This window comes from Micromonospora humi (genome assembly GCF_900090105.1).
GTDB classification, from domain to species: domain Bacteria; phylum Actinomycetota; class Actinomycetes; order Mycobacteriales; family Micromonosporaceae; genus Micromonospora; species Micromonospora humi.
The window spans coordinates 118,052-138,235 of the sequence record NZ_FMDM01000013.1; the positions used below are offsets into that span (position 1 = coordinate 118,052).

The 20,184-nt window shown below is 75.7% G+C and carries 17 protein-coding genes and 1 pseudogene; 14 read left to right on the top strand and 4 right to left on the bottom strand.

All coding sequences use genetic code 11. The features are described from left to right. Positions 1-16: 16 nt before the first annotated feature. The gene (locus GA0070213_RS23335) at positions 17-673 is read right to left on the bottom strand and encodes a hotdog family protein (protein WP_091069097.1); all 657 of its coding nucleotides are present in this window, start codon (positions 671-673) and stop codon (positions 17-19) included. Between the two features lie 159 nt (positions 674-832). On the opposite strand from GA0070213_RS23335, the gene GA0070213_RS23340 reads away from it, so the two are divergent. From GA0070213_RS23340 to GA0070213_RS23375, 8 genes and pseudogenes are all read left to right on the top strand, one after another. Continuing rightward, the gene (locus tag GA0070213_RS23340) at positions 833-1,612 is read left to right on the top strand and encodes a GNAT family N-acetyltransferase (protein WP_091068797.1); all 780 of its coding nucleotides are present in this window, start codon (positions 833-835) and stop codon (positions 1,610-1,612) included. Between the two features lie 80 nt (positions 1,613-1,692). Continuing rightward, positions 1,693-2,553, top strand: a pseudogene (locus GA0070213_RS23345) (lysophospholipid acyltransferase family protein); the annotation flags it as partial. A 241-nt stretch (positions 2,554-2,794) separates the two neighbouring features. Next, positions 2,795-3,634, top strand: a complete 840-nt coding sequence (locus GA0070213_RS23350; RefSeq protein WP_091068801.1) for a DUF4097 family beta strand repeat-containing protein — start codon at positions 2,795-2,797, stop codon at positions 3,632-3,634. Further along, positions 3,631-4,254, top strand: a complete 624-nt coding sequence (locus tag GA0070213_RS23355) for a PadR family transcriptional regulator (protein ID WP_091068804.1) — start codon at positions 3,631-3,633, stop codon at positions 4,252-4,254. Before GA0070213_RS23350 ends, GA0070213_RS23355 begins: the two co-directional genes overlap by 4 nt. Before the next feature lie 64 nt (positions 4,255-4,318). Continuing rightward, positions 4,319-5,020 carry a response regulator transcription factor gene (locus GA0070213_RS23360; RefSeq protein WP_091068807.1) on the top strand — a complete coding sequence of 234 codons (702 nt, stop codon included), beginning with the start codon at positions 4,319-4,321 and terminating at the stop codon, positions 5,018-5,020. After that, positions 5,017-6,561 carry a sensor histidine kinase gene (locus GA0070213_RS23365; protein WP_091068810.1) on the top strand — a complete coding sequence of 515 codons (1,545 nt, stop codon included), beginning with the start codon at positions 5,017-5,019 and terminating at the stop codon, positions 6,559-6,561. The genes GA0070213_RS23360 and GA0070213_RS23365 overlap by 4 nt, the downstream gene beginning before the upstream one ends. Positions 6,562-6,623: 62 nt before the next feature. Further along, positions 6,624-8,135 (top strand): S1C family serine protease, encoded by a 1,512-nt coding sequence (locus tag GA0070213_RS23370; protein WP_091068813.1) that lies wholly within the window; start codon positions 6,624-6,626, stop codon positions 8,133-8,135. Positions 8,136-8,357: 222 nt separating this feature from the next. Further along, entirely contained in the window at positions 8,358-9,419 is a 1,062-nt protein-coding gene (locus GA0070213_RS23375) for a glycosyltransferase family 4 protein (RefSeq protein WP_175441462.1), read from the top strand. 7 nt (positions 9,420-9,426) lie between these two features. Here GA0070213_RS23375 and GA0070213_RS23380 read toward each other — a convergent pair whose 3' ends face one another. Next, positions 9,427-10,887: a serine/threonine-protein kinase gene (locus tag GA0070213_RS23380; RefSeq protein ID WP_091068820.1), complete on the bottom strand. Its 1,461-nt coding sequence runs from the start codon at positions 10,885-10,887 to the stop codon at positions 9,427-9,429. Positions 10,888-11,063: 176 nt separating this feature from the next. On the opposite strand from GA0070213_RS23380, the gene GA0070213_RS23385 reads away from it, so the two are divergent. From GA0070213_RS23385 to GA0070213_RS32575, 4 genes are read left to right on the top strand one after another with little or no spacing between them, the layout of a single operon-like run. Next, positions 11,064-11,897, top strand: a complete 834-nt coding sequence (locus GA0070213_RS23385) for a patatin-like phospholipase family protein (RefSeq protein ID WP_091068824.1) — start codon at positions 11,064-11,066, stop codon at positions 11,895-11,897. Then, positions 11,897-12,919 (top strand): 1-acyl-sn-glycerol-3-phosphate acyltransferase, encoded by a 1,023-nt coding sequence (locus tag GA0070213_RS23390; RefSeq protein ID WP_091068828.1) that lies wholly within the window; start codon positions 11,897-11,899, stop codon positions 12,917-12,919. The genes GA0070213_RS23385 and GA0070213_RS23390 overlap by 1 nt, the downstream gene beginning before the upstream one ends. Positions 12,920-12,975: 56 nt before the next feature. Continuing rightward, entirely contained in the window at positions 12,976-13,296 is a 321-nt protein-coding gene (gene cutA / locus GA0070213_RS23395) for a divalent-cation tolerance protein CutA (protein WP_091068832.1), read from the top strand. 47 nt (positions 13,297-13,343) lie between these two features. Then, the gene (locus tag GA0070213_RS32575) at positions 13,344-16,958 is read left to right on the top strand and encodes an SCO7613 C-terminal domain-containing membrane protein (RefSeq protein WP_091068836.1); all 3,615 of its coding nucleotides are present in this window, start codon (positions 13,344-13,346) and stop codon (positions 16,956-16,958) included. 5 nt (positions 16,959-16,963) lie between these two features. Here the strand turns inward: GA0070213_RS32575 and map are convergent, their stop codons facing one another. After that, entirely contained in the window at positions 16,964-17,746 is a 783-nt protein-coding gene (map, locus tag GA0070213_RS23405; RefSeq protein ID WP_091068840.1) for a type I methionyl aminopeptidase, read from the bottom strand. Between the two features lie 54 nt (positions 17,747-17,800). Between map and GA0070213_RS23410 the strand changes: the two genes are divergently transcribed. Beyond that, positions 17,801-18,067, top strand: coding sequence for a helix-turn-helix domain-containing protein (locus GA0070213_RS23410; protein ID WP_091068843.1), 267 nt, complete (start codon positions 17,801-17,803; stop codon positions 18,065-18,067). Positions 18,068-18,199: 132 nt separating this feature from the next. After that, positions 18,200-19,252, top strand: a complete 1,053-nt coding sequence (locus tag GA0070213_RS23415; RefSeq protein ID WP_091068846.1) for a fatty acid desaturase family protein — start codon at positions 18,200-18,202, stop codon at positions 19,250-19,252. Between the two features lie 52 nt (positions 19,253-19,304). Here the strand turns inward: GA0070213_RS23415 and GA0070213_RS23420 are convergent, their stop codons facing one another. After that, entirely contained in the window at positions 19,305-20,075 is a 771-nt protein-coding gene (locus GA0070213_RS23420; protein ID WP_091068850.1) for a hypothetical protein, read from the bottom strand. Positions 20,076-20,184 lie beyond the last annotated feature (109 nt).

Below are 20,184 nucleotides of genomic sequence, written 5' to 3' on the forward strand. Positions count from 1 at the left end.
CTCCTCAGGGAGGAGATCACCCGGCCGGCAGCGCGACCCAGGTGGCACGAGCCCGGCCCAGCAGCGCGCCGTCCGGACCGTACAGGCTGGTGTGCACCTCGGCCTTTCGTCCCTCGCGGCCCACCGCGCGGCCGGTCACCACGCACGCGTCGCCGGGCCGTGGCAGCGCCGTGACCTGCGCCGCGATCCGACCCAGCACGTACGGGCGGCCCGCGGAGAGCACCGCCCACCCGCCGGGGCAGTCCAGCGCCGCCCAGACCGTCGCCGGCACCACCTCGGCCGGGGCGCGGAACGGCGCCGCGGTCCGCCCGTCCGGCAGCCGGCCGGGAAAGATCCGCAGGCCGTCCGGGTGGTCCGGGCCGCAGACGAAGCAGCCGGGGAAGGGGTGGTCCACCAGCCCGGGGTACGCCCGCGCGGCGTCCTCGGCGGTGGCCGGGTCCACCGGCGGCACCACCACGTCGACCGGCTCGACCCGGCGTACCTCGGCGACCAGCCGGCCCTGCGGGTCGCGCACCTCGCCGTCGGCGGCGGTCAGCGGGGTGTCCAGCGGCGGCGGCCGGCGCAACGTGACCTCCACCGGCCCCCGGTCGTCGAGCAGCGCGGCGAAGACGCCGGCGCTCCAGCCGCCGTTGCCGGAGCCGTCCGGTCCGTGGAAGCGGGCCTCGACCAGCACGTGCACCTCCGGGTTCACCTCCGCCGGCGCCGTCGCCGCGGTCGCCCGGCAGCCTCGCACATCCGCCGGCCCGGTGCCGCACGCCGCCGCCGACCGGCGTTCACCGGATCGACACCCCTCACCCCGGGCACGGCAACCCGGGGCCCCTACACAGGACCCATGGCCGTTCTGCACGCCGCTGGCGCACCCATCACGACCAGCGGTTACACCCTGCTGATCGCCGACGACCCGACACTGGTCGCGGCCGCGCAACGCCTGCGCCACGAGGTGTTCGCCGGGGAACTCGGCGCCACCCTGCCGCCCGGCGCCGCCGGGCTCGACACCGACGAGTTCGACGCGCACTGCGACCACCTGGTGGTGCTCCGCGAGGACACCGGCGAGGTGGTCGGCACCTACCGGCTGCTGCCCCCGGGCCGCACCGACCGGCGCTACGCCGACGGCGAGTTCGACCTGGGCCCGCTGGCCCCGCTCCGCGACGACCTGGTCGAGGCCGGCCGCTCCTGCGTGCACCCGGACCACCGCACCGGCGCGGTGATCAACCTGATGTGGGCCGGCATCTGCCGCTACCTGCACCTGCGCGGGTCACGCTGGCTCGGCGGCTGCGCCTCGGTGCCGGTCGCCGACGGCGGGGTCGCCGCCGCCGAGGTGTGGGCGCAGGTCACCGACCGGCACCTCGCCCCGCCGCCGCTGCGGGTCACCCCGCGCCGGCCCTGGTTCGCCGAGGCGCCGACCGCCGCCGTCCCCGCCCCGCTCACCCCGGCCGAACGTCGGGCGCTCGTCCCACCGCTGCTCCGCGGCTACCTGCGGCTCGGCGCCTGGGTCGCCGGCGAACCGGCGTACGACAGGGACTTCGGCTGCGCCGACTTCTACGTGCTGTTCTCGCTGGACCGGATGAACCCGCGCCACCTGCGGCACTTCCTCGGTGAGGTGGCACCGTGACGCTGCTCGTGGACGACGCTCACCCGGGCCGGGTCGGCGTCGCCGCTCTCCCGGCCGGGGGCCGCCCGCCCGGCGACGGGCTGTGGCGGCCGGCTTCCGGCTGCGGGCCGTGCTGCCTGCCACCGCCGGCCGCGCCGGACGTGTCCGCCCCGCGCCGGATCGGCCGGCTGCTCGGCGTACTCGGAATGCTCGTGCTCGGTGCCGGTCTGGCCGCGTTGCTGCCGGTGTTGCCGGCGGCCGACCGGCAGGCCGCGTTGCGCGGGTGGGCCCGGCGGACGCTCCGCGTCCTCGGCGTGCGGCTGGTGGTCCGGGGCCGGCCGCCGCGCCGCCGCGCGCTGCTGGTCGCCAACCATGTCTCCTGGCTGGACGTCCTCGCCGTGCTCGCGGTGTCGCCGGCCCGGATGCTGGCCAAGCGGGAGGTCCGGAGTTGGCCGGTGGTGGGCGCGCTGGCCGCCGCGGCCGGCACCGTCTTCGTGGACCGGTCCCGCCCGCGCGACCTGCCGGCCACCGTCGCCCGGGTGGCCGACTCGCTGCGCGCCGGGCATCCGGTGGCGGTGTTTCCGGAGGGCACCACCTGGTGCGGTGCGGCGATCGGCTGCCGCCCCGGCCGCGGCTTCCGCCCGGCGATGTTCGAGGCGGCGGTGAGCGCCGGCGCGCCGGTGGTGCCGCTCACCGTCGCCTACCGGTACGCGGGCGACCCGAGCACGCTGCCCGCCTTCCTCGGCGCGGAGACGCTCTGGGCGTCGCTCCGCCGGGTGCTGGCCGCCCGGGGCCTGACCGTGGCGGTCACCGTCGCCGCCGCCCTGCACCCCGCCGACGGTGCCGACCGCCGCCTCCTGGCCCGCGCCGCCGAGTCCGCGATCCACCGGGCCCCGCCCCCACGGCCACGAACTGGCTGCCTGACCGCACCTTCCGCGCGGCGATCAAGTGCCGCCTCCGGGGCCCGGGCGTGTCGCGCCGGGAAAGAAGTTAGTCCCGAGAGCGGTATACCTCAGGGTCATAATTATGACTCTCAGGCATATCGCAGAAAAGCACACATCGATCCAGGAGTCGTCACGCGGCGTGAGGCTGGCGGGAATCGGGTCGGGAACGCGATACAGTCTTGTTAGGTCGCGATGTATCGCGTTACGCTTCTTCCGCTACTCGACGTGTCGGGCGACACGTCGTCGAGGGGAGGACGCCATGGCCAGTTGGACAGTCGACGGCCCGCAGCGGATCACGCTGGACGAGCCGGTCACCCGGCTGGACGTCCGGCTGGTCAGCGGGCGGCTCAACGTGGTCGGCACGGACGGACCGGCCCGGGTCGACGTCACCCGGGTCAGCCGCCGTCCGCTCGTGGTCGAGTTGCGCGACGGGCGGCTGAGCGTGCGGCACGAGCGGTTCCCCCGCTGGCCGGGCGTGCTGTGGTGGCTCGGTCAGCTCCGTCGCCGGTTCCGCGCCGAGGTGTCGGTCGCCGTGCCCGCCCAGGCGCTGGCCGACCTGCATCTGGTCGACGGCGCGCTGGTCGCCTCCGGGCTGCGCCGGGACACCCGGGTCGACGTCACCTCCGGCCAGGTCACCCTGATGGGGCTGCGCGGCCGCACCACCGCCAAGGTGGTCTCCGGCCCGGTGGAGGCGCTCGGCATCGGCGGCGAGCTCGACCTGGAGACCGTCTCCGGCGAGCTGATCCTGGCCGACAGCGCGCCCGATCGGGTCCGCGCCCACGCGGTCTCCGGCTCGATCACCTGCGACCTGGACAACCCGCGGGGCAGCGAGATCAAGCTCAGCGCCATCTCCGGCAGCATCACCGTCCGGGTCCGCGAGGACAGCGACCTCAGCGTGCACCTGCACACCACCTCCGGGCGGATCACCAGCGGCTTCCCGCAGATCTGCGGCGGCCAGCACGGCTTCGGCGCGGTCAAGGACAGTCACGGGGTGCTCGGCGGGGGCGCGGGTAAGCTCTGGGCGTCCGCGACGTCCGGCAGCATCGCGCTGCTGGCCCGCCCGGTCCCGGACGCCGACGACCCGGAGGACCTGCCGTGACCGCCGTGTTCAGCCACGGGCGGCTCCGGCTCTACCTGCTCAAGCTCCTCGACGACGGGCCGAAGCACGGCTACGAGTTGATCCGCCTGCTGGAGGAGCGCTTCCTCGGGCTCTACGCTCCCAGCGCCGGCACCATCTATCCCCGCCTGCAACGGCTGGAGGTGGAGGAGCTGGTCAGCCACACCGCGGCGGGCGGGCGCAAGGTCTACGCGATCACCGAGGCCGGGCGCGCCGAGCTGCGTCAGCGCGCCGGCGAGCTGGCCACCCTGGAGGCCGACATCAGCGCCTCCGTGGAGGATCTCTCCGCGCTGGCCGGCGAGATCCGCACCGAGGTACGCGGCTCCGCGCGCGACCTGAAACGGGAGCTGCGCGAGGCGACCCGGCAGACCCGGCAGGGTCGCTGGACGACGCCACCGCCGACGGTGCGGCCCGGCGGCGACGGCGGCGGCACCCGTCCCGCCGGGTCACCGCTGCTCGCCGAGTTCGATCAGCGGCTGGCCGCGTTCACCGTCGAGGTCGGCGCGCTGGTGCGGGCCGGTCGGCTCAGCGACAACCAGCTCCGCACCGCGATCCGGCTGCTCGACGGCGCGCTCGACGGGCTGCGGCGACTGCTCCGCTGATCTCACAGGTTGTTTCCAGCTTCCGCCCAGCGCGACCGCAGCCGGAGCACGGATGATGGGTGCCATGGCGGCTACCCAGACCGAGGCCCGACTGCTCGTGGTCGAGGACGACCCCAACATCCTCGAACTGCTCTCCGCGAGCCTGCGCTTCGCGGGCTTCGACGTCGCCACCGCGACCAGCGGCAGCGCGGCGCTGCACGCCGCCAAGGACCACCGGCCCGACCTGGTCGTGCTCGACGTGATGCTGCCCGACCTCGACGGCTTCGAGGTGATCCGGATGCTCCGTGAGGGCGGCACGCGCACCCCGGTGGTGTTCCTGACCGCGCGGGACGCCACCGACGACAAGATCCGGGGGCTGACGCTGGGCGGCGACGACTACGTCACCAAGCCGTTCAGCCTGGAGGAGCTGACCGCCCGGATCCGGGCCGTGCTGCGGCGTACCGCTACCGGCGAGCAGGCCCCGTCCCGCCTCACGTTCGCCGACCTGGAGCTGGACGAGGAGACCCACGAGGTGCACCGGGCCGGGCAGCGGGTGCAGCTCTCGCCGACCGAGTTCAAGCTGCTGCGCTACCTGATGCTGAACGCCAACCGGGTGCTCAGCAAGGCACAGATCCTCGACCACGTGTGGAACTACGACTTCCGCGGTGACGACAACATCGTCGAGTCCTACATCTCCTACCTGCGGCGCAAGGTCGACAACACCCAGCCCCGGCTCATCCACACCCTGCGCGGGGTCGGGTACGTGCTGCGCAAGCCGGCGGCGTGAACGTCCTCCACGACGCGAAGGGCTGGGTACGCGGGATCCCGCTGCGGCTCAAACTGGTCACCGCCGTGCTGGCGCTGGTGGCCGGCGCCCTGCTCGTGATCAGCGTCTCCACCGCGTACTTCCTGCACAACTATCTGGTGGACCGGATCGACGGCGAGCTGGACGACCAGCTCGACCGGGGGGTGAGCATCAGCGGGGCGACCAACAGCAGGTTCCCCACCGACTATCTCGTGGCCCAGTGGAGCCGTAACGACCAGTCCGGCTTCTCCGCCGCCGACCAGCGCCTGAGCCCCAAGGACCTGCCGGCCGGGCTGAACGACCAGAGCTGGTACGACGAGCACGCCAACGGCGAGGCGTTCACCGAGAGCGGGGCCGACAAGCGGGTCCGCTGGCGGCTGATGGTCCGGCAGGACAGCCAGGACTCCTACCGGGTGATCGGGCAGAACCTCACCGAGGTCGACCTCTCGGTGCGGCAGCTGCTCTGGATCGACCTGCTGGCCGGTGGCGCGGTGCTGATCATCCTGGCGTCGGTCGGTGCGGGCATCGTGCGTACCAGTCTCAAACCGCTGGTGGAGATCGAGCGGACCGCGGCGGCCATCGCCGGCGGCGACCTGACCCGGCGGGTGCCCGACCCGGAGGACGGGCGGCCGTGCCCCACCTCCGAGCTGGGCCGGCTCTCCCGGGCGCTGAACGCCATGCTGGCGCAGATCGAGGCCGCGTTCACCGCGCGGGCCGCCTCCGAGGCGGCGGCGCGCAGCGCCGAGGTGGGCGCCCGGGACGCCGCCGCGTACGCGCAGGCGTCCGAGGCGCGGGCCCGCCGCTCCGAGGAGCGGATGCGGCAGTTCATCGCGGACGCCTCGCACGAGCTGCGGACGCCGCTGACCACGATCCGCGGCTTCGCCGAGCTGTACCGGCAGGGCGCGGCGCGGGCGCCGGAGCAGACCGCCGACCTGCTGCGCCGCATCGAGGACGAGGCGTCCCGGATGGGGCTGCTGGTCGAGGACCTGCTGCTGCTCGCGCGGATGGACCGGGAGCGGCCGATCGCGCTGGCCCCGGTGGAGCTGCCGGTGCTGGCGTCGGACGCGGTGGAGGCGGCCCGGGTGGTCGACCCGGAGCGGCGGATCGAGCTGGAGCGGGAACCGGGCGCCGGCCCGCTGGTGGTGCTCGGAGACGACGCCCGGCTGCGGCAGGTGATCGGCAACCTGATGACCAACGCGCTCACCCACACCCCGTCGGACGCCGCGGTGACGTTGCGGCTGCGTTCGGAGCCGGGGAACCTCGCCGTGGTGGAGGTGGCGGACACCGGCCCCGGTCTCACCCCGGAGCAGGCGGAACGCGTCTTCGAGCGGTTCTACCGGGTGGACGCCGCCCGGACCCGCCGGGCCGGCGGCCCCACCAGCACCGGCCTCGGCCTGGCCATCGTCGCCGCGCTGGTGGCGGCGCACCACGGCACGGTGGAGGCGGTGGAGACGCCGGGCGGCGGGGCGACGTTCCGGGTGAAGCTGCCGCTGCTGCCCGAGACGCCCGAGCCGGGCGAGTGACTTACAGAAAACATTCAGGCGGATTCCAGGCTGGTGACAGTGCGACGGGGAAAGCTGTACGCATGACCGACCACGAGACCGAGCCGCAGCGGTCGCCGGCACCTGCCGACGCCGAGCCGTCGCACCACACCGCCGAGCTGCCCCGCGCCCAGAGCGGGACATCGGACTCCACCCCGGCCGCCGCGTCGGTTCCGGCCGACTCCCCGGCCGCCGGAACCACCGCGCACGCCGACAGCCCGTACGCGCCCGCGTCCGGCGCGCCGGCCGGCCCCTACGGCCCGCCGGCCGCGACCCCGGCCAGCCCCTACGCGCCGCAGTACCCGGTCTCCGGGCAGCCGCAGCAGCCGCACCCCTGGTACGGGGGGCAGCAGCACGGCGGCTGGGCCCCGCAGGGCGGCGCCGGCCACCCGGCGGCGCAGCAGGCCGGCGGGCCGGTGCCGACCTACCAGGCGCAGCCCGGGTATCACCAGCACCAGGCCGGCCAGCCGGTCCCGGCGTGGGGCCAGCCGCAGCCGGCCCGGCCGAGCCGGGCCGGCAAGTTCATCGGCGCGGGCGCGCTGGCGCTGGCCCTGATGCTCGGCTCGGGCGTGGCCGGTGGCGCGCTGGCGCTCGCCCTCGACGGCGACGGCGGCGGGATCACCCGCTCCTACTCCGCCGCTCCGGTGATCAACAGCGCCGACCTGCCCAAGATCGCGGCCTCCGTCCAGGACAGCATCGTCACGATCATGACGGGCAGCGGTGAGGGCTCCGGGGTGATCCTCAGCGCCGACGGGTTCGTGCTGACCAACAACCACGTGGTCGCCTCCGCCGACGGCGACACGGTGAAGGTGGTCTTCGCCGACGGCAAGACCGCCACGGCGAAGATCGTCGGGACCGACCCGAAGACCGACCTCGCGGTGGTCAAGGCCGCCGACGTCAGCGGCCTGCAGGCGGCGAAGTTCGGCGACAGCGACGGCATGCAGGTCGGCGACCAGGTGCTCGCGCTGGGCAGCCCGCTCGGCCTGCAGGGTTCGGTGACCGCCGGCATCCTCAGCGCCCGCGACCGCACCATCTCCGCAGGTGAGGGCGGCCAGCAGCAGCAGAGCCCGCAGGGCGCCAGCTCGATCTCCGGCCTGCTGCAGACCGACGCCCCGATCAACCCGGGCAACTCCGGCGGCGCGCTGGTCAACACCCGGGGCGAGGTGATCGGCATCAACACCGCGATCGCCACCGCCGGGCAGGGCAGCAACGGCAACATCGGCGTCGGCTTCGCCATCCCGAGCAACAAGGCCAAGGACGTGGCCGAGAAGCTCCAGCGCGGCGAGAAGATCAGCCACCCGTCGCTCGGGGTCAGCGTGAACGCCGCCGAGGACGGCGGCGCGCTGGTCGCCGCGGTGACCCCGGGCAGCGCCGCCGAGAAGGCCGGGCTCCAGCGGGGCGACGTGATCACCAAGTTCGGTGACACGGCGGTCAACGACTCCAACGATCTGGTCGGCGCCGTGCAGGCCGGCAAGGTCGGTGACCGGGTCGAGATCCAGTTCAAGCGAAACGGATCCGACGAGAAGGCAACCGTGACGCTCGCCGAGACGTCATAGTCCACGAGACCTGCCTCCCTCCCGGGGCGGTGGGCGACGGAGCCAAGGGGGTTGGCTCCGGCGCCCGCCGCCCCTCTTCGTCTCACCGGTCCGCCGTTTACCGCGTGCCGGCTCGGGAACCCGTCGCCGATCGGGTACGCCGGGGTACCAGCGGGGGAGGGACTCGTGGCCGTGAACCAGCCGCCGCCGGAACGGGCGCGGGCCGGGCCCCTCCGGATCGCGATGGTGGTGCCGCCGTGGCTGTCCGTGCCGCCACCCGGCTACGGCGGGCTGGAGACCCTGGTGGCCGGGCTGGTCGACGCGCTGATCGACCGTGGGCACACGGTGACGCTGTTCGGCGCCGGCACCGAACACGGCACCGCCGCCGAGTTCGTCTCCACCTGCGCCGAGCTGCAGTACGACCGGCTGGGCGAGTCGCTGCCCGAACTGGCCCACCTGGCCCACGTCGACCGGCTGGTCGACCCGGCGCACTTCGACCTGGTGCACGACCACAGCACCATCGGCCCGCTGGTCGCCGGCCGGCGCCGCGTCCCCACCGTGGCCACGGTGCACGGGAACCCGGTCGGCGAGTACGGCACCGTGCTGAGCAACACCGACCGGGGGGTCGGCCTGATCGCGATCTCGCACGCCCAGCGCCGGGCCAACCCCGGCCTGCCCTGGGTCGGCACGGTCCACAACGCGATGCCGCTGCGGGACTTCCCGCGCAAGCGGGCGCCGGGGCGCGGGCCGGTGCTCTGGCTCGCCCGGTTCAGCCCGGACAAGGGCCCCGACGTGGCGATCCGGGCCTGCCGGGCGGCCGGGTTGCCGCTCGTCCTGGCGGGCAAGTGCAACGAGCCGGCCGAGCGCCGCTATCTCGACGAGGTGGTCGAGCCGATGCTCGGCGACGACGTCGGCCTGGTGGTGAACGCGGACCGCGAGGTCGTGCTGCGGCTGCTGCTCGACGCCCGCTGCCTGGTCATGCCGATCCAGTGGGCCGAGCCGTTCGGCATGGTGATGGTGGAGGCCATGGCGACCGGGACGCCGGTGGTGGCGTTGCGTCGCGGGGCGGTGCCGGAACTGGTCCGCCCCGGTGTCACCGGGCTGGTCTGCGACCACGCCGAGGAGTTGCCGGCCGCGCTGCGTGCGGTGGCCGACCTGGACCCGGCGGACTGCGTCGCGCACGTGGCGCAGAACTTCTCGGTGGAGCGGATGGCCGCCGACTACGAGGCGGTCTACCGGGGCTTCCTGGCCGGGCGGGCGACGGCGGAGGGTTCCCGGGCGGTCGCCCCGCTCGTCGCCCGGTGACCGCCGCTCAGGTGCGTCCGGCCACCAGCGCCGCCGCCGCGGCGTCGAGCTGCCGCGCGTACCCGGGGGTGATGCTGCCCTCGCGCCGACGCTCGACGATCTTGCCGCGGAGCCGTTCCACGGCGGTGGTCACCGCCCCCTCGTCGCTCGCGGCCACCGCGTTGCGCAGCAGGTTGCGCAGGTCCACCCCGACGTCCTCGCGGATCTGACCGTCCGCCAGCCCGGCCTCGATCAGCCCGTCCACCCGCTCGGCCGGGTCGGCCGCGTCGACCGCCGGCGGAGTCGGGGCGGCGGTGCTCGGCGCGCCGCTCGGCTCGGCCGGCGCCGGGGCGGTCGGGTCCTCGCTCGCCGGCGGCGCGTCGGTGGGCGCCTCCACCGGCCCGGCGGTCGGCAGCACCCGCGGGTCGGACGTCCGGTCCGGGACCAGCGTCGGCGCCAGCAGCGCGGTGGCGGCGACCAGTACCACGCCGGCGCCCGCCAGCAGCAGGGTCCGCCGCCGCTTCGGCGCGGCCGCCGCCGGCCGGGTCGGCGGCCCGGGTGGCGTGGCCGCCGACGGCGCCGGCCGGGTGGGCGCGGACGTCAGCGCGGGCAACGTCATCGTCGGCGCCAGCATGGTGGTGGCCTGCGGGTCGGCGGGCAGCAGCTGGTCACGCAGCACGGCCGCGACCCGGTGCGCGGTGGGCCGCTGCCGCGGGTCGCGGGCCAGGCAGCGCAGGCAGATGTCCGCGACCGGCCGGGGCAGGCCGGGTACGCCGTCGAGCGTGGGCGGCGCGCTCTCCGCCAGCGCGGCGCTGAGCTGCTCCCAGGTGTCCGCCGGATAGGGCGGTTGGCCGGTCAGCGTCTCGAAGAGCAGCACGCCCAGCGAGTAGACGTCGGTGGCCGGCTGGGCCGGCGCGCCGTCCAGCCGCTCCGGCGCCACGTACGCCGGGGTGCCGAACGTGCCGCCGTCCTCGTCCTCGTCCGGCGCGCCGACCCGGGTGGCGATGCCGAAGTCGAGCACCTTCGCCCCCACGCCGGTCATCATCACGTTGGCCGGGGTGACGTCCCGGTGCACGATGCCGAGCCGGTGCGCCGCGGCCAGCGCCTCGGCCACCTGGGCGCCGGTCTCCACCGCCGCCGGCCAGGGCAGCGGGCCCTCGGTCAGCCGGTGCTCCAGCTCCTCGCCGCTGAGCAGCTCCATCACCACGAACGAGGTGATCGAGCCGTCCGGGGCCACCGTCTCGCCGTAGTCGTGCACGGCGGTGACGTGCGGGTGGTCGAGCTGGGCGGCCGAGCGGGCCTCCTCGCGCACCATGTCGCGGAACCGGGCGTCGGCGGCGAGCGAGGGGGCGAGGACCTTCACCGCCACCACCCGGTCGAGGACCTCGTCGCGGGCCCGCCAGATCACCGACATGCCGCCGGCGCCGATCCGGTCGATGAGCCGGTACCGCCGGGCCAGCAGACGGCCGGCCTGGAGTGTCGCCTTCACCTCGCACCTGCCCTGGGCTCGGGAGCGCTACCAGGTTGCGGGAATGTGTCCGGCCTGTCAACGCCCGTCCGATCTCCGGTGGCGCTGCGCGCCGCCGCGATGGCGCGGTGTTACCGGACGTCCGGCCTCTCGGCGCGGGCGGGCCGGCACGCGGGCCGCGTGCCAGGATGAACGGCATGGCAGGCGGTCCGGTGGCGTTCGTGCTCGGCGGCGGGGGAGTGCTGGGCGCGGTCGAGGTGGGCATGCTGCGTGCGCTGTTCCGGGCCCGGATCCGCCCCGACCTGGTGCTCGGCACGTCGATCGGCGCGGTCAACGGCGCCCTGGTCGCCGCCGACCCGACCGAGGCGGTCACCGACCGGCTGGTCCGGCTCTGGGCCTCCCCGGAGGCGAGCGAGGTCTACGGCGACTCGGTCGCCCGGCAACTGCGCCGCTTCGCCGCCCGCACCCACCTGCACTCGCCGCGCCCGCTGCGCCGGCTGCTGGAGGGCGAGCTGGGCGAGGCGACCACGTTCGCCGACCTGGCCGTGCCGTTCCGCTGCTGCGCGGCGAACATCGAGCGCGCCGCCGAACACTGGTTCACCGCCGGTCCGGTGGTGCCGGCGGTGCTCGCCTCCGCCTCGGTGCCCGGGCTGCTGCCGCCCGCCCAGATCGCCGGCCAGCACTACATCGACGGCGGGGTGGTCAACTCGATCCCGGTCGGCGAGGCGGTGGCGGCCGGGGCGACCCGGATCTTCGTACTCCAGGTGGGCCGGATCGAACGTGAGCTGAGCCCGCCGCGCCGGCCCTGGGAGATCGCCCAGGTCGCGTTCGAGATCGCCCGGCGGCACCGGTTCGCCCGGGAGATGGCGGCGCTGCCCGACGGCGTCGAGGTGCACGTGCTGCCGACCGGTGGGCTCGACCCGCGCGACGACAGCCCCTGGGCCTACCGGGACATGGCGGCGGTGGGGCGGCGGATCAGCCGGGCGTACACCGCCTCCCGTCGCTACCTGGACACCGCGCTGGACCGCTGATGCCGCTGCCACCCCGCTGGCTCCGCCGGCTGCTGCTCGCGCCGGGTGTCGTGCTGCTCGCCGTCGCCGTGGTGATCACGCTGCCGGGCTGGGCACTGCTGGCGCTGGCCGCGTCGCCGCTGGTGCCGGGGCGGCTGCGCCCGCTGCGGCTGCTCTGGATCGGCGCCGTCTACCTGGTCTGGGACGCCGCCGCCCTGCTCACCCTCTTCCTGCTCTGGCTGGCCTCCGGGTTCGGTCGGCACAAGCGGTCGCCGGCCTTCCAACGGGCCCACTACGTGGTCGCCGGCCGCTTCCTGCGGGTGCTGTTCTGGCAGGCCCGGTGGACGCTGCGGCTGAGCATCGACGTGGTCGGCACCGACCCGGACACCGCGCTGCCCGGCCGACCCGAGCTGGTGCTCTGCCGGCACGCCGGGCCGGGCGACTCGTTCATCCTGATCCACGCGCTGGTGAACTGGTTCCACCGGGAGCCCCGGATCGTGCTCAAGGAGAGCCTCCAGTGGGACCCGGCCATCGACGTGCTGCTCAACCGGCTGCCCAACCGGTTCATCGCGCCGGGCCCGGACGGCCGGGAGTCGGCGGTGCGGCAGATCGCGCATCTGGCCACCGGTCTCGACGACGACGACGCCTTCGTGATCTTCCCGGAGGGCGGCAACTTCACCCCGTCGCGCCGGCTGCGCGCGATCGCCCGGCTGCGCGCGCTCGGTCTGGAGCGGATGGCGTTGCGCGCCGAGCGGATGCAGCACGTGCTGGCGCCGCAGCCGGGTGGGCTGCTCGCCGCGCTCGACGCCGCGCCGGACGCCGGGGTGATCTTCGTGGCGCACACCGGCCTGGACCAGATGCTCACCGTCGCGGACGTGTGGCGGGAGCTGCCGATGGACAAGCGCATCGTGATGCGGTTCTGGTCGGTGCCGCCGGAGGAGGTCCCCACCGGCGAGCAGGAGCGCATCGACTGGCTGTTCGACTGGTGGGCCCGGATCGACAGGTGGGTCGCGGCGAACCGGAACGGCACGGCCGACGACTGAGCGGCTTTCGCGCCCGGTTCGGGCGTGGCGGCCCGACCGCCGCGTAGGGTGCGCTGGTGGAGCAGATCTGCGTGGTGACGACGGTGGTGGACGCCCGCCGGGTGGCGGACGTGCTGGCGGCCGCGGCCGTCGCCGGCCGGCTGGCGGCGTGCGCCCAGGTCGGCGGGCCGCTGGACAGCACCTACTGGTGGCAGTCGGCGATCCAGACCACCGCCGAATGGTGGGTCCGGTTCAAGACCACGCCGGACCGGGTGGACGCGCTCGTCGACCAGCTCCGGGCCAACCATCCGTACGAGGTGCCGGAGATCCTGGTCAGCCGGGAGGACAGCGGCAACCCCGACTACACGGCCTGGGTGCGCGAACACACCCGACCCTAGGTACGCCTACTCTGTCCGCCCACCGCGCCGTCGGTGAGGCTGGCGGGGTGGAGAACACCGGCTACCCCTGCCCCGGGTGCGGCGCACCGGCCGACCTCGCCGTCGGCTGCCGCGCCTGCGGTCGCCCGCCCTGTCCGCCCGCCGCCGAGGTGGTGCGGCTGGACCGGGAGATCGCCGCGTTGACCCCGCGGGTGGACGCGGCCCGGCTCGCGTACCAGGAACTGGCCGGCCGGCTGTCCACGGTCCGGCAGCGGCGGGCGGCGCTGGCCGCCCGGATCCGGGCGGAGATCCCCGCCCCGCGCCCGACCGCCACGCCGGTGCCGGTGCGGCCGGCGCCGCCCGCTCCCGTCCCGGTGCGCCCCGGCGGCGCGGAGACCTCCACCCGGGCGGTGCAGGGCCTGCTCTTCGTCCTCGGTGGACTGCTGCTCGGCACCGCCGCGGTGGTCTTCACCGCCGTCGCCTGGGCGGCGTTCGGGGTGGCCGGCCGGGCACTGATCCTGCTGGCCGTCACCGTGCTGGCGCTCGCCGCGCCGCTGGTGGCCCGCTCGCGCGGCCTGCGCGGCACCGCCGAGACGATCGCCGCGGTGGGGTTGCTGCTGGTGCTCCTGGACGGGTACGCGGCCTGGTCGGTGAACCTGTTCGGGGTGGCCGGCTGGCCGGGCAGCCGGTACGCCGCGCTGGTGGCGGCCGGGACCGCGGCGGTGGCGGCCGGGTACGCGCGGCTCAGCCGGCTGACCGCGCCGTGGTTCGCGGCGTGGCTGGCCGCGCAGCCGGTGCTGCCGCTGGCGGCGGCGGGTGCCCGGCCGACGGCGGCCGGGTGGGCGCTGGTCCTGACCGCGCTGGCGCTGGGTGACCTCGTGGTGGTGGTCGCCCTGCGCCGGGTCGCCGGCGCCGCGTCGCGAGGGGGCGACGCGGCGCCGGCCGGTCCGGCGGTGCGGGCCGGGGTGGTGCTCGGCTGGTCGGGACACGGTGCGGCGCTGGCCCTGGCGGCCGGTTGCGCGCTGGTGCCGCTGGCCGTGGGCCGTGCCGCCGGCACCGCGTTGCTCGCCGGTGCGCCGCTGCTGATGGTGGCGCTGGCCCTGGTCGCGGGCGCGTTCGCGGCCGGCGGTCGGGTGCTGCGCGCGGAGGCCACCGGGCTGCTGGTGCCGGTGCTCGCGGCCGCGCTGGTGCGGCCGGTCGCCGCCGAGCGTCCCGGGCTGCTGCTCGTCGCGGCCGGGCTGGTGGTGGCCGCGCTCGCCGGTGCGGTCCGCGTGCTGCCGACCCGGCTGCGCACCGGGCCCCGGCTGGGCGCGTTCACCGTGGCGGCCGGCCTGGGGGCGGTCGCCGTGGTGTTGACCGGGCTGGTCGCCGCCGCCACCGTGATCGCCTCGTTCCCGGCCTGGCAGGGTGGCCGGGCGGTGCCGGCTCCGTCCTGGGGCTGGCAGTTGCCGCCGGCGCTGCTGTTCGCCGCCGCTGCGGTGGCGCTGCTGGCGCCCCGGGCCACCCGGCCGCTGGTCGGGGTGCTGGCGGCCGGGCTGACCGCCCTCGCCGTGCCGGCCGTGGTGGCCGTGCCCTGGCCGGTGGTGCTGGTCGCCGACCTCGCGGTGGCCGCCGCGTTGCTGCTGGTCGCCGTGCTCCGGCCGCGCCGGGGCCCGGTCACGGTGGTGGTCGCCGCGTCGACCGCCGGGCTGCTGGTCGGGCACGCGTTGCTGGTGGGCTGCGCCGCTCCGGCCGGGGCCGGGGCCGTGCTCGCGGTGACCGTTGGGCTCGGCGTGACGGCAGCCGCGCGGGGCCGGCGCGGGTCGGGGGCGCAGCCGGTGGTCGCCGGTGTCGCGCTGGCCGTGGCGCTGCTCGCCGTGCCGGCGGGGGTGGTCGTCGCGCTGTTCGGCCTGGGCGCGCCGCCGTGGTGGCAGCTTCGGGGCGGGGCCGCCGCCGTCGTGCTGCCGGTGGTCGCCGTCCTCGCGGTCCGTCGCGGGTGGCCGGACCTGAGCGGGTACGCCTCGGCGGGGCTCGCGGTGGCGCTCGCCGGTATCGGCTTCGGGCCGCTGGTCGTGCCCGGCGGGGAGCCGGTGGGGCTCTACGCGGTGGCGGGAGCGCTGCTGGCGCTCGCGGCCGGTGGCGGCGTCCGCCCGCCGCTCGCCCCGCGGGTGGTGGGCGTCGCGCTGGCCGGACTGGCGGTGCTGGCCGCCGTCCCGGCCGCGCTGGCGGTGCTGGGGGCCCTGCCGGTGCGGCCCTGGTCGGGCGCGCCCACGGTCGCGGCGGTCCCGGTGGGAGCGGGGCGCGCCGGGCTGGTGCTGCTGCTCCTGGGGGTGGTCGCGGCGGGGTATGCCCGGGCGGGCGGCGCTGCTCCGGGGTCCGTCCGGGGTTCCGGTTGGCGGTGGCCGGCGCTGGCCGGGCTGCCCTTCGTGGGCGTGGCGCTGCCGGTGCTGCTCGCGGCCGCCGGCGCGCCCTGGCCGGTGGTGCCGGCGGTGGCGTTCGGGACCGGGCTCGGCGCGCTGCTGACGGCCGCCGTCGCCGGCGCGTCGACGGTCGGGGTCTCGGGCGCGTCGGCGGTCGGGGTGGCCGGCGCGCGTCCGGCCGGCTCCTCGGTGGAGCGTGCGGCCAGGGCGTCGGGTGTGCGGGCGGTGGCGGTGCTGGTGCCGCTGGGGGCGGTGCTCGGCGGGTTCGGGTTCGGTGGCCTGCTGGCCACCCGCGCCGGGACGCTCGCCGGGCTGGGGGCGCTGGTGCTGGCCGGCATCGTGGTGGGGATCGCCGGCCGGTCGGCAGCGGTCCGGCTCACCGGTTGGCTGGCCACCGTGTCCGCGGCCACCGGTTTCGCGGTCACCGCCCCGCTGGCCGCCGGCCTGCCCCTGCGTACCGCCGCGTTCTCGGTCCTGGCCGTCGCCGCCGCCACCCTGCACGCGGCCCCGTCCCTGCGGTCCACCGGTCGCCTCGTCGATCTTGGACCTGTGGTGGTTGACGAAAGCAGCAACCCCGACAACCTGGGCGCCGCAAGTCCAAGATCGACGAGCCGGCGGTGGGGGGCTTCGGCGGTGCTGGAGGGTGTGGCGCAGGGGGTGGCCGTACTCGCGGTGCTGCTTGCGGGTGGGGCGCTGCGGTATGCGGCGGCGGTCTGCGTGCTGTGGGGGGTGGCGGTGGCGGTGCGGGTGGTGCGTCGGCGGGAGACATCGGGCGGGCGGACCGGTCTGGCGGCGGTCGCGGCCGGCAGCGAGCTGCTCGGCGGTTGGCTGCTGCTGGCTGCCGGTCAGGTGGCGGTGCTGGAGGCGTACACGGTGCCGGCGGCGCTGCTCGCCCTCGGCGCCGGCCTGCTGGCGCTGCGGCACCGGCCGGGGCTGACCAGCTGGTTGGCGCTCGGCCCAGGGCTGGGCGCGGCGCTGCTGCCCAGCCTGGTCTCGGTGCTGGCGGCGCCGGATTCGCAACCGCTGCGGCGGCTCGCGCTCGGCGTGGTGGCGCTCGGCGTGGTGTTCGGCGGGGCGGTCCGGCGCTGGCAGGCGCCGGTCGTGCTGGGCGCGGCGACGCTGGTGCCGTTGGCGTTGCACGAGCTGGCCCGGGGATGGGACCTGCTGCCCCGGTGGATCTTCCTCGCGCTGGGCGGGCTGCTGCTGATCGGCCTGGCGGCCACGTACGAGCGGCGGCGGCGTGACCTGGCCCGGCTGCGTGCGGCCGTCACCCGGCTGGGCTGACCAGGTCAGGAGCGCTGGGCGTCGGGGCGGCGGGTCAGCACCCGGGGGCCGGCCTCGGTGACCGCGACCGTGTGCTCGGAGTGGGCGGTGCGGGAGCCGTCGGCGGAGCGGATCGTCCAGCCGTCGTCGTCGACCCGGATCTTGTCGGTGCTGCGGCACAGCCAGGGCTCGATGGCGATGGTGAGGCCGGGGGACAGCTTCATGCCCCGGCGGGGGCGGCCGCTGTTGGCGACGTGCGGGGCCTCGTGCATGGTGCGGCCGATGCCGTGGCCGCCGAACTCGCCGTTGACCCGGTAGCCGTAGGAGTGGGCGACCTCGCCGATCGCGGCGGAGACGTCACCGAGGCGCCCGCCGGGCTGGGCGGCGGCGATGCCGGCCTCCAGCGCCACCTCGGTGGCCTCGATCAGCTTCAGGTCGGCCGGGTCGGGGGCGCCGACGACGAAGGAGAGCGCCGAGTCGGCGGCCCAGCCGTCGATGGTGACCGCCATGTCGATGCTGAGCAGGTCGCCGTCGCGCAGCACGTAGTCGTGCGGGAGGCCGTGCAGCACCGCGTCGTTGACCGACAGGCACAGCACGTTGCGGAACGGGCCGCGGCCGAACGAGGGGGAGTAGTCCCAGTAGCAGGATTCGGCGCCGCGTTCGGCGATCCGGCGGCGGGCGTGGTGCTCGATGTCCATCAGGTTGACGCCGACCGCGGCGACGCCGCTCAGCTCGGCGAGCAGCTCGCCGACGAACTGGCCGGTGACCGCCATCCGGTCGATCTCGTTGGTGGACTTGAGCTCAATCACGGTATTTTTATACCACGCCCGGTCGGGGCGCTCCCGGAGGGATATCCTGCTGCCATGGTTCGCCAGCCACTGACGCCCGAACAGATCGCCGCGGGCCGGCGTCTCGGTGCCGCGCTGCGCTCCGCGCGGGCCGGCCGCAGCCTCGTCGAGGTGGCCCTGGCGGCCGGCATCTCGCCCGAGACGCTGCGCAAGATCGAGGCGGGTCGCCTGCCCGCCCCGGCGTTCGGCACCGTGGTCGGTCTCAGCCGGGCCCTCGGCGTCCCGCTCGCCGACCTGGCCGACGTCTGGATCGCCGACCTGCCCGCCCGTCAGGCGTCCTGACGGCGGGGTAGGGCCAGCACCACCTCCGACCCGGGGGCTGACGGGATTACTAAGCGCTATTCATCTCGCCAAGATTGGTGACGGAGAGTCGCCTACCGGAGTGCGGCTCGCGGCACCGGGGGGCGACACCGGATGAGTTCTTCGACCTTGACGGCGCCGGACGCCCGGCGGGGCAGCGACTACGCGCGCCTGTCCCGCCGGGTCGCCGAGGCGGGGCTGTTCGACCGGCGACCCGGCCGGTACGCGGTCCGCATCGCGCTCACCCTGGGCGCCTTCCTGGCCGGCTGGGTGCTGGTGGCGGCCGTCGGCGACTCCTGGTGGCAGGTCCCGCTGGCGGCCGTGATGGTGGTGGCCACCACCCAGGTCGCGTTCCTCGGGCACGACGCCGGGCACCGGCAGATGTTCCGCCGGCGCGGGCCGAGCGAGGCGGCCGGCCTGGTCGCCGGCAACCTCGCGGTGGGGCTCAGCTACGGCTGGTGGGTGGACAAGCACAACCGGCACCACGCCAACCCGAACCACGCCGACGAGGACCCGGACGTCGGCGCGGGCGCGCTGGTCTGGACGTACGAGCAGGCGCTGGCGACCCGGGGCCTGAGCCGGTGGATGGCCCGCCGGCAGGCGTGGCTGTTCTTCCCGATGCTGCTGCTGGAGGGGCTGGCGCTGCACGTGGCGAGCGTCCGGGCGCTGACCGGCCGGGAGCCGGACGGCCGGTGGCGGGTGCCGATGCGACACCGGGCCGTGGAGGCGCTGCTGCTCGCCGCGCACGGCGTCGGCTACGTCGGCCTGCTGCTGGCGGTGATGTCACCGGGCAGGGCACTGGTGTTCGCCGCCGTGCACCAGGGGCTCTGGGGCCTCTACATGGGATGCGCGTTCGCCCCGAACCACAAGGGGATGCCGATGCCCACCGCCGACGACCGGCTCGACTACCTGCGCAAGCAGGTGCTCACCGCCCGCAACGTGCGTGGCGGGCGCCTCGTCGACCTGGCGCTGGGTGGCCTGAACTACCAGATCGAGCACCACCTGTTCCCGAACCTGCCGCGCGCCAACCTGCGCCGGGCCCGGCCGCTGGTCCGGGCGTACTGCGCCGAGCAGGGCATCCCGTACGCGGAGACCGGGCTGGTCGAGTCGTACCGGCAGGGCCTGGCGCACCTGCACGACGTGGGGCGACCGCTGCGCGCGGGGTGAGCGCGGCGGGCCGGGCGGGGGCGTCGGGGGGACGTCCCCGCCCGGTGTGGGCTCAGGCGCCGGCGCCGGAGAAGGCCTTCGCGATCTCCGCCGGGGCCTCCACGGTGTCGCCGGCCGCCGGGCGGCTCAGCTTGACCGGCGCGCCGAAGTCGGAGTAGGACGCGGTCATCGTGCCGTAGGACGCGTTGATCGGCGTCATGTCCATCGTGAACGTGGTGAGCCGGCCCTCCGCGTCCACGGCGGCGGTGAACGGCAACGCCTTGGCCTTGTCACCCGCGGCGGCGAGCGCCCTGGCGTCGACGCCGGTGCGGGTGTAGTCGAGCGTGCCGGAGAACGCCCGGTCACCGTCGCGCCGCACGTCGACCACGGCCGAGAGCAGTTTCTTCACGCCGCCCGGGTCGTCGACCGGCATGATGCCCTTTCCGGTCGCCATGTGCATCCACTTCTTGCCGCTGCCGAGCCGCTCACCGAGCGCGCCGTCGAACCTGACCCAGGTGTCCTTGCCGATCACCAGCGTGCTGGCCTTGCCGAAGACGGGCAGGTCCAGGGTGGCCTGCATGGTGCGGGCCGTCGGGTCGGACACGCCGGAGGCGGTGATCATCGCCGAGTCCAGCTTGACCCGCATGCTCTGCTCGTTGAGCCGGGCGATGGCGGCGGTCAGTTCCCCGGCCGCGTCCGCCGCCGGGGTCGCGGACGTGGCAGTGGTCGTGGCGGGCCGGTCGGCGGACGTGGCCGTGCCGGGCCGGTCCGCGCATCCGGTCGTGCCGAGGCCGAGCACCGCGACGAGCGCGACCCCCGTGGTCGCCAGCCGTCGTGTCGTCATCTGTGGTGATTCCTCCGGGAGGGGCGGGGCCCGGCCGGGCGGCCGGACCGGCGCTCAATGTAGCGGTGCGTACCCGGTGACCGGTGCCCCTTCCCGGCGTACGCGGAAA

Excerpts from the sequence above, each read along its gene's own strand:
- GA0070213_RS23390 (WP_091068828.1), top strand. The coding sequence starts at position 11,897 with ATGCCGCTGCCACCCCGCTGGCTCCGCCGGCTGCTGCTCGCGCCGGGT.
- GA0070213_RS23340 (WP_091068797.1), top strand. The coding sequence starts at position 833 with ATGGCCGTTCTGCACGCCGCTGGCGCACCCATCACGACCAGCGGTTAC.
- GA0070213_RS23410 (WP_091068843.1), top strand. The coding sequence starts at position 17,801 with ATGGTTCGCCAGCCACTGACGCCCGAACAGATCGCCGCGGGCCGGCGT.
- GA0070213_RS23360 (WP_091068807.1), top strand. The coding sequence starts at position 4,319 with ATGGCGGCTACCCAGACCGAGGCCCGACTGCTCGTGGTCGAGGACGAC.
- GA0070213_RS23350 (WP_091068801.1), top strand. The coding sequence starts at position 2,795 with ATGGCCAGTTGGACAGTCGACGGCCCGCAGCGGATCACGCTGGACGAG.
- GA0070213_RS23375 (WP_175441462.1), top strand. The coding sequence starts at position 8,358 with ATGGTGGTGCCGCCGTGGCTGTCCGTGCCGCCACCCGGCTACGGCGGG.
- GA0070213_RS23385 (WP_091068824.1), top strand. The coding sequence starts at position 11,064 with ATGGCAGGCGGTCCGGTGGCGTTCGTGCTCGGCGGCGGGGGAGTGCTG.
- GA0070213_RS23415 (WP_091068846.1), top strand. The coding sequence starts at position 18,200 with ATGAGTTCTTCGACCTTGACGGCGCCGGACGCCCGGCGGGGCAGCGAC.
- GA0070213_RS23420 (WP_091068850.1), bottom strand. The coding sequence starts at position 20,075 with ATGACGACACGACGGCTGGCGACCACGGGGGTCGCGCTCGTCGCGGTG.
- GA0070213_RS23370 (WP_091068813.1), top strand. The coding sequence starts at position 6,624 with ATGACCGACCACGAGACCGAGCCGCAGCGGTCGCCGGCACCTGCCGAC.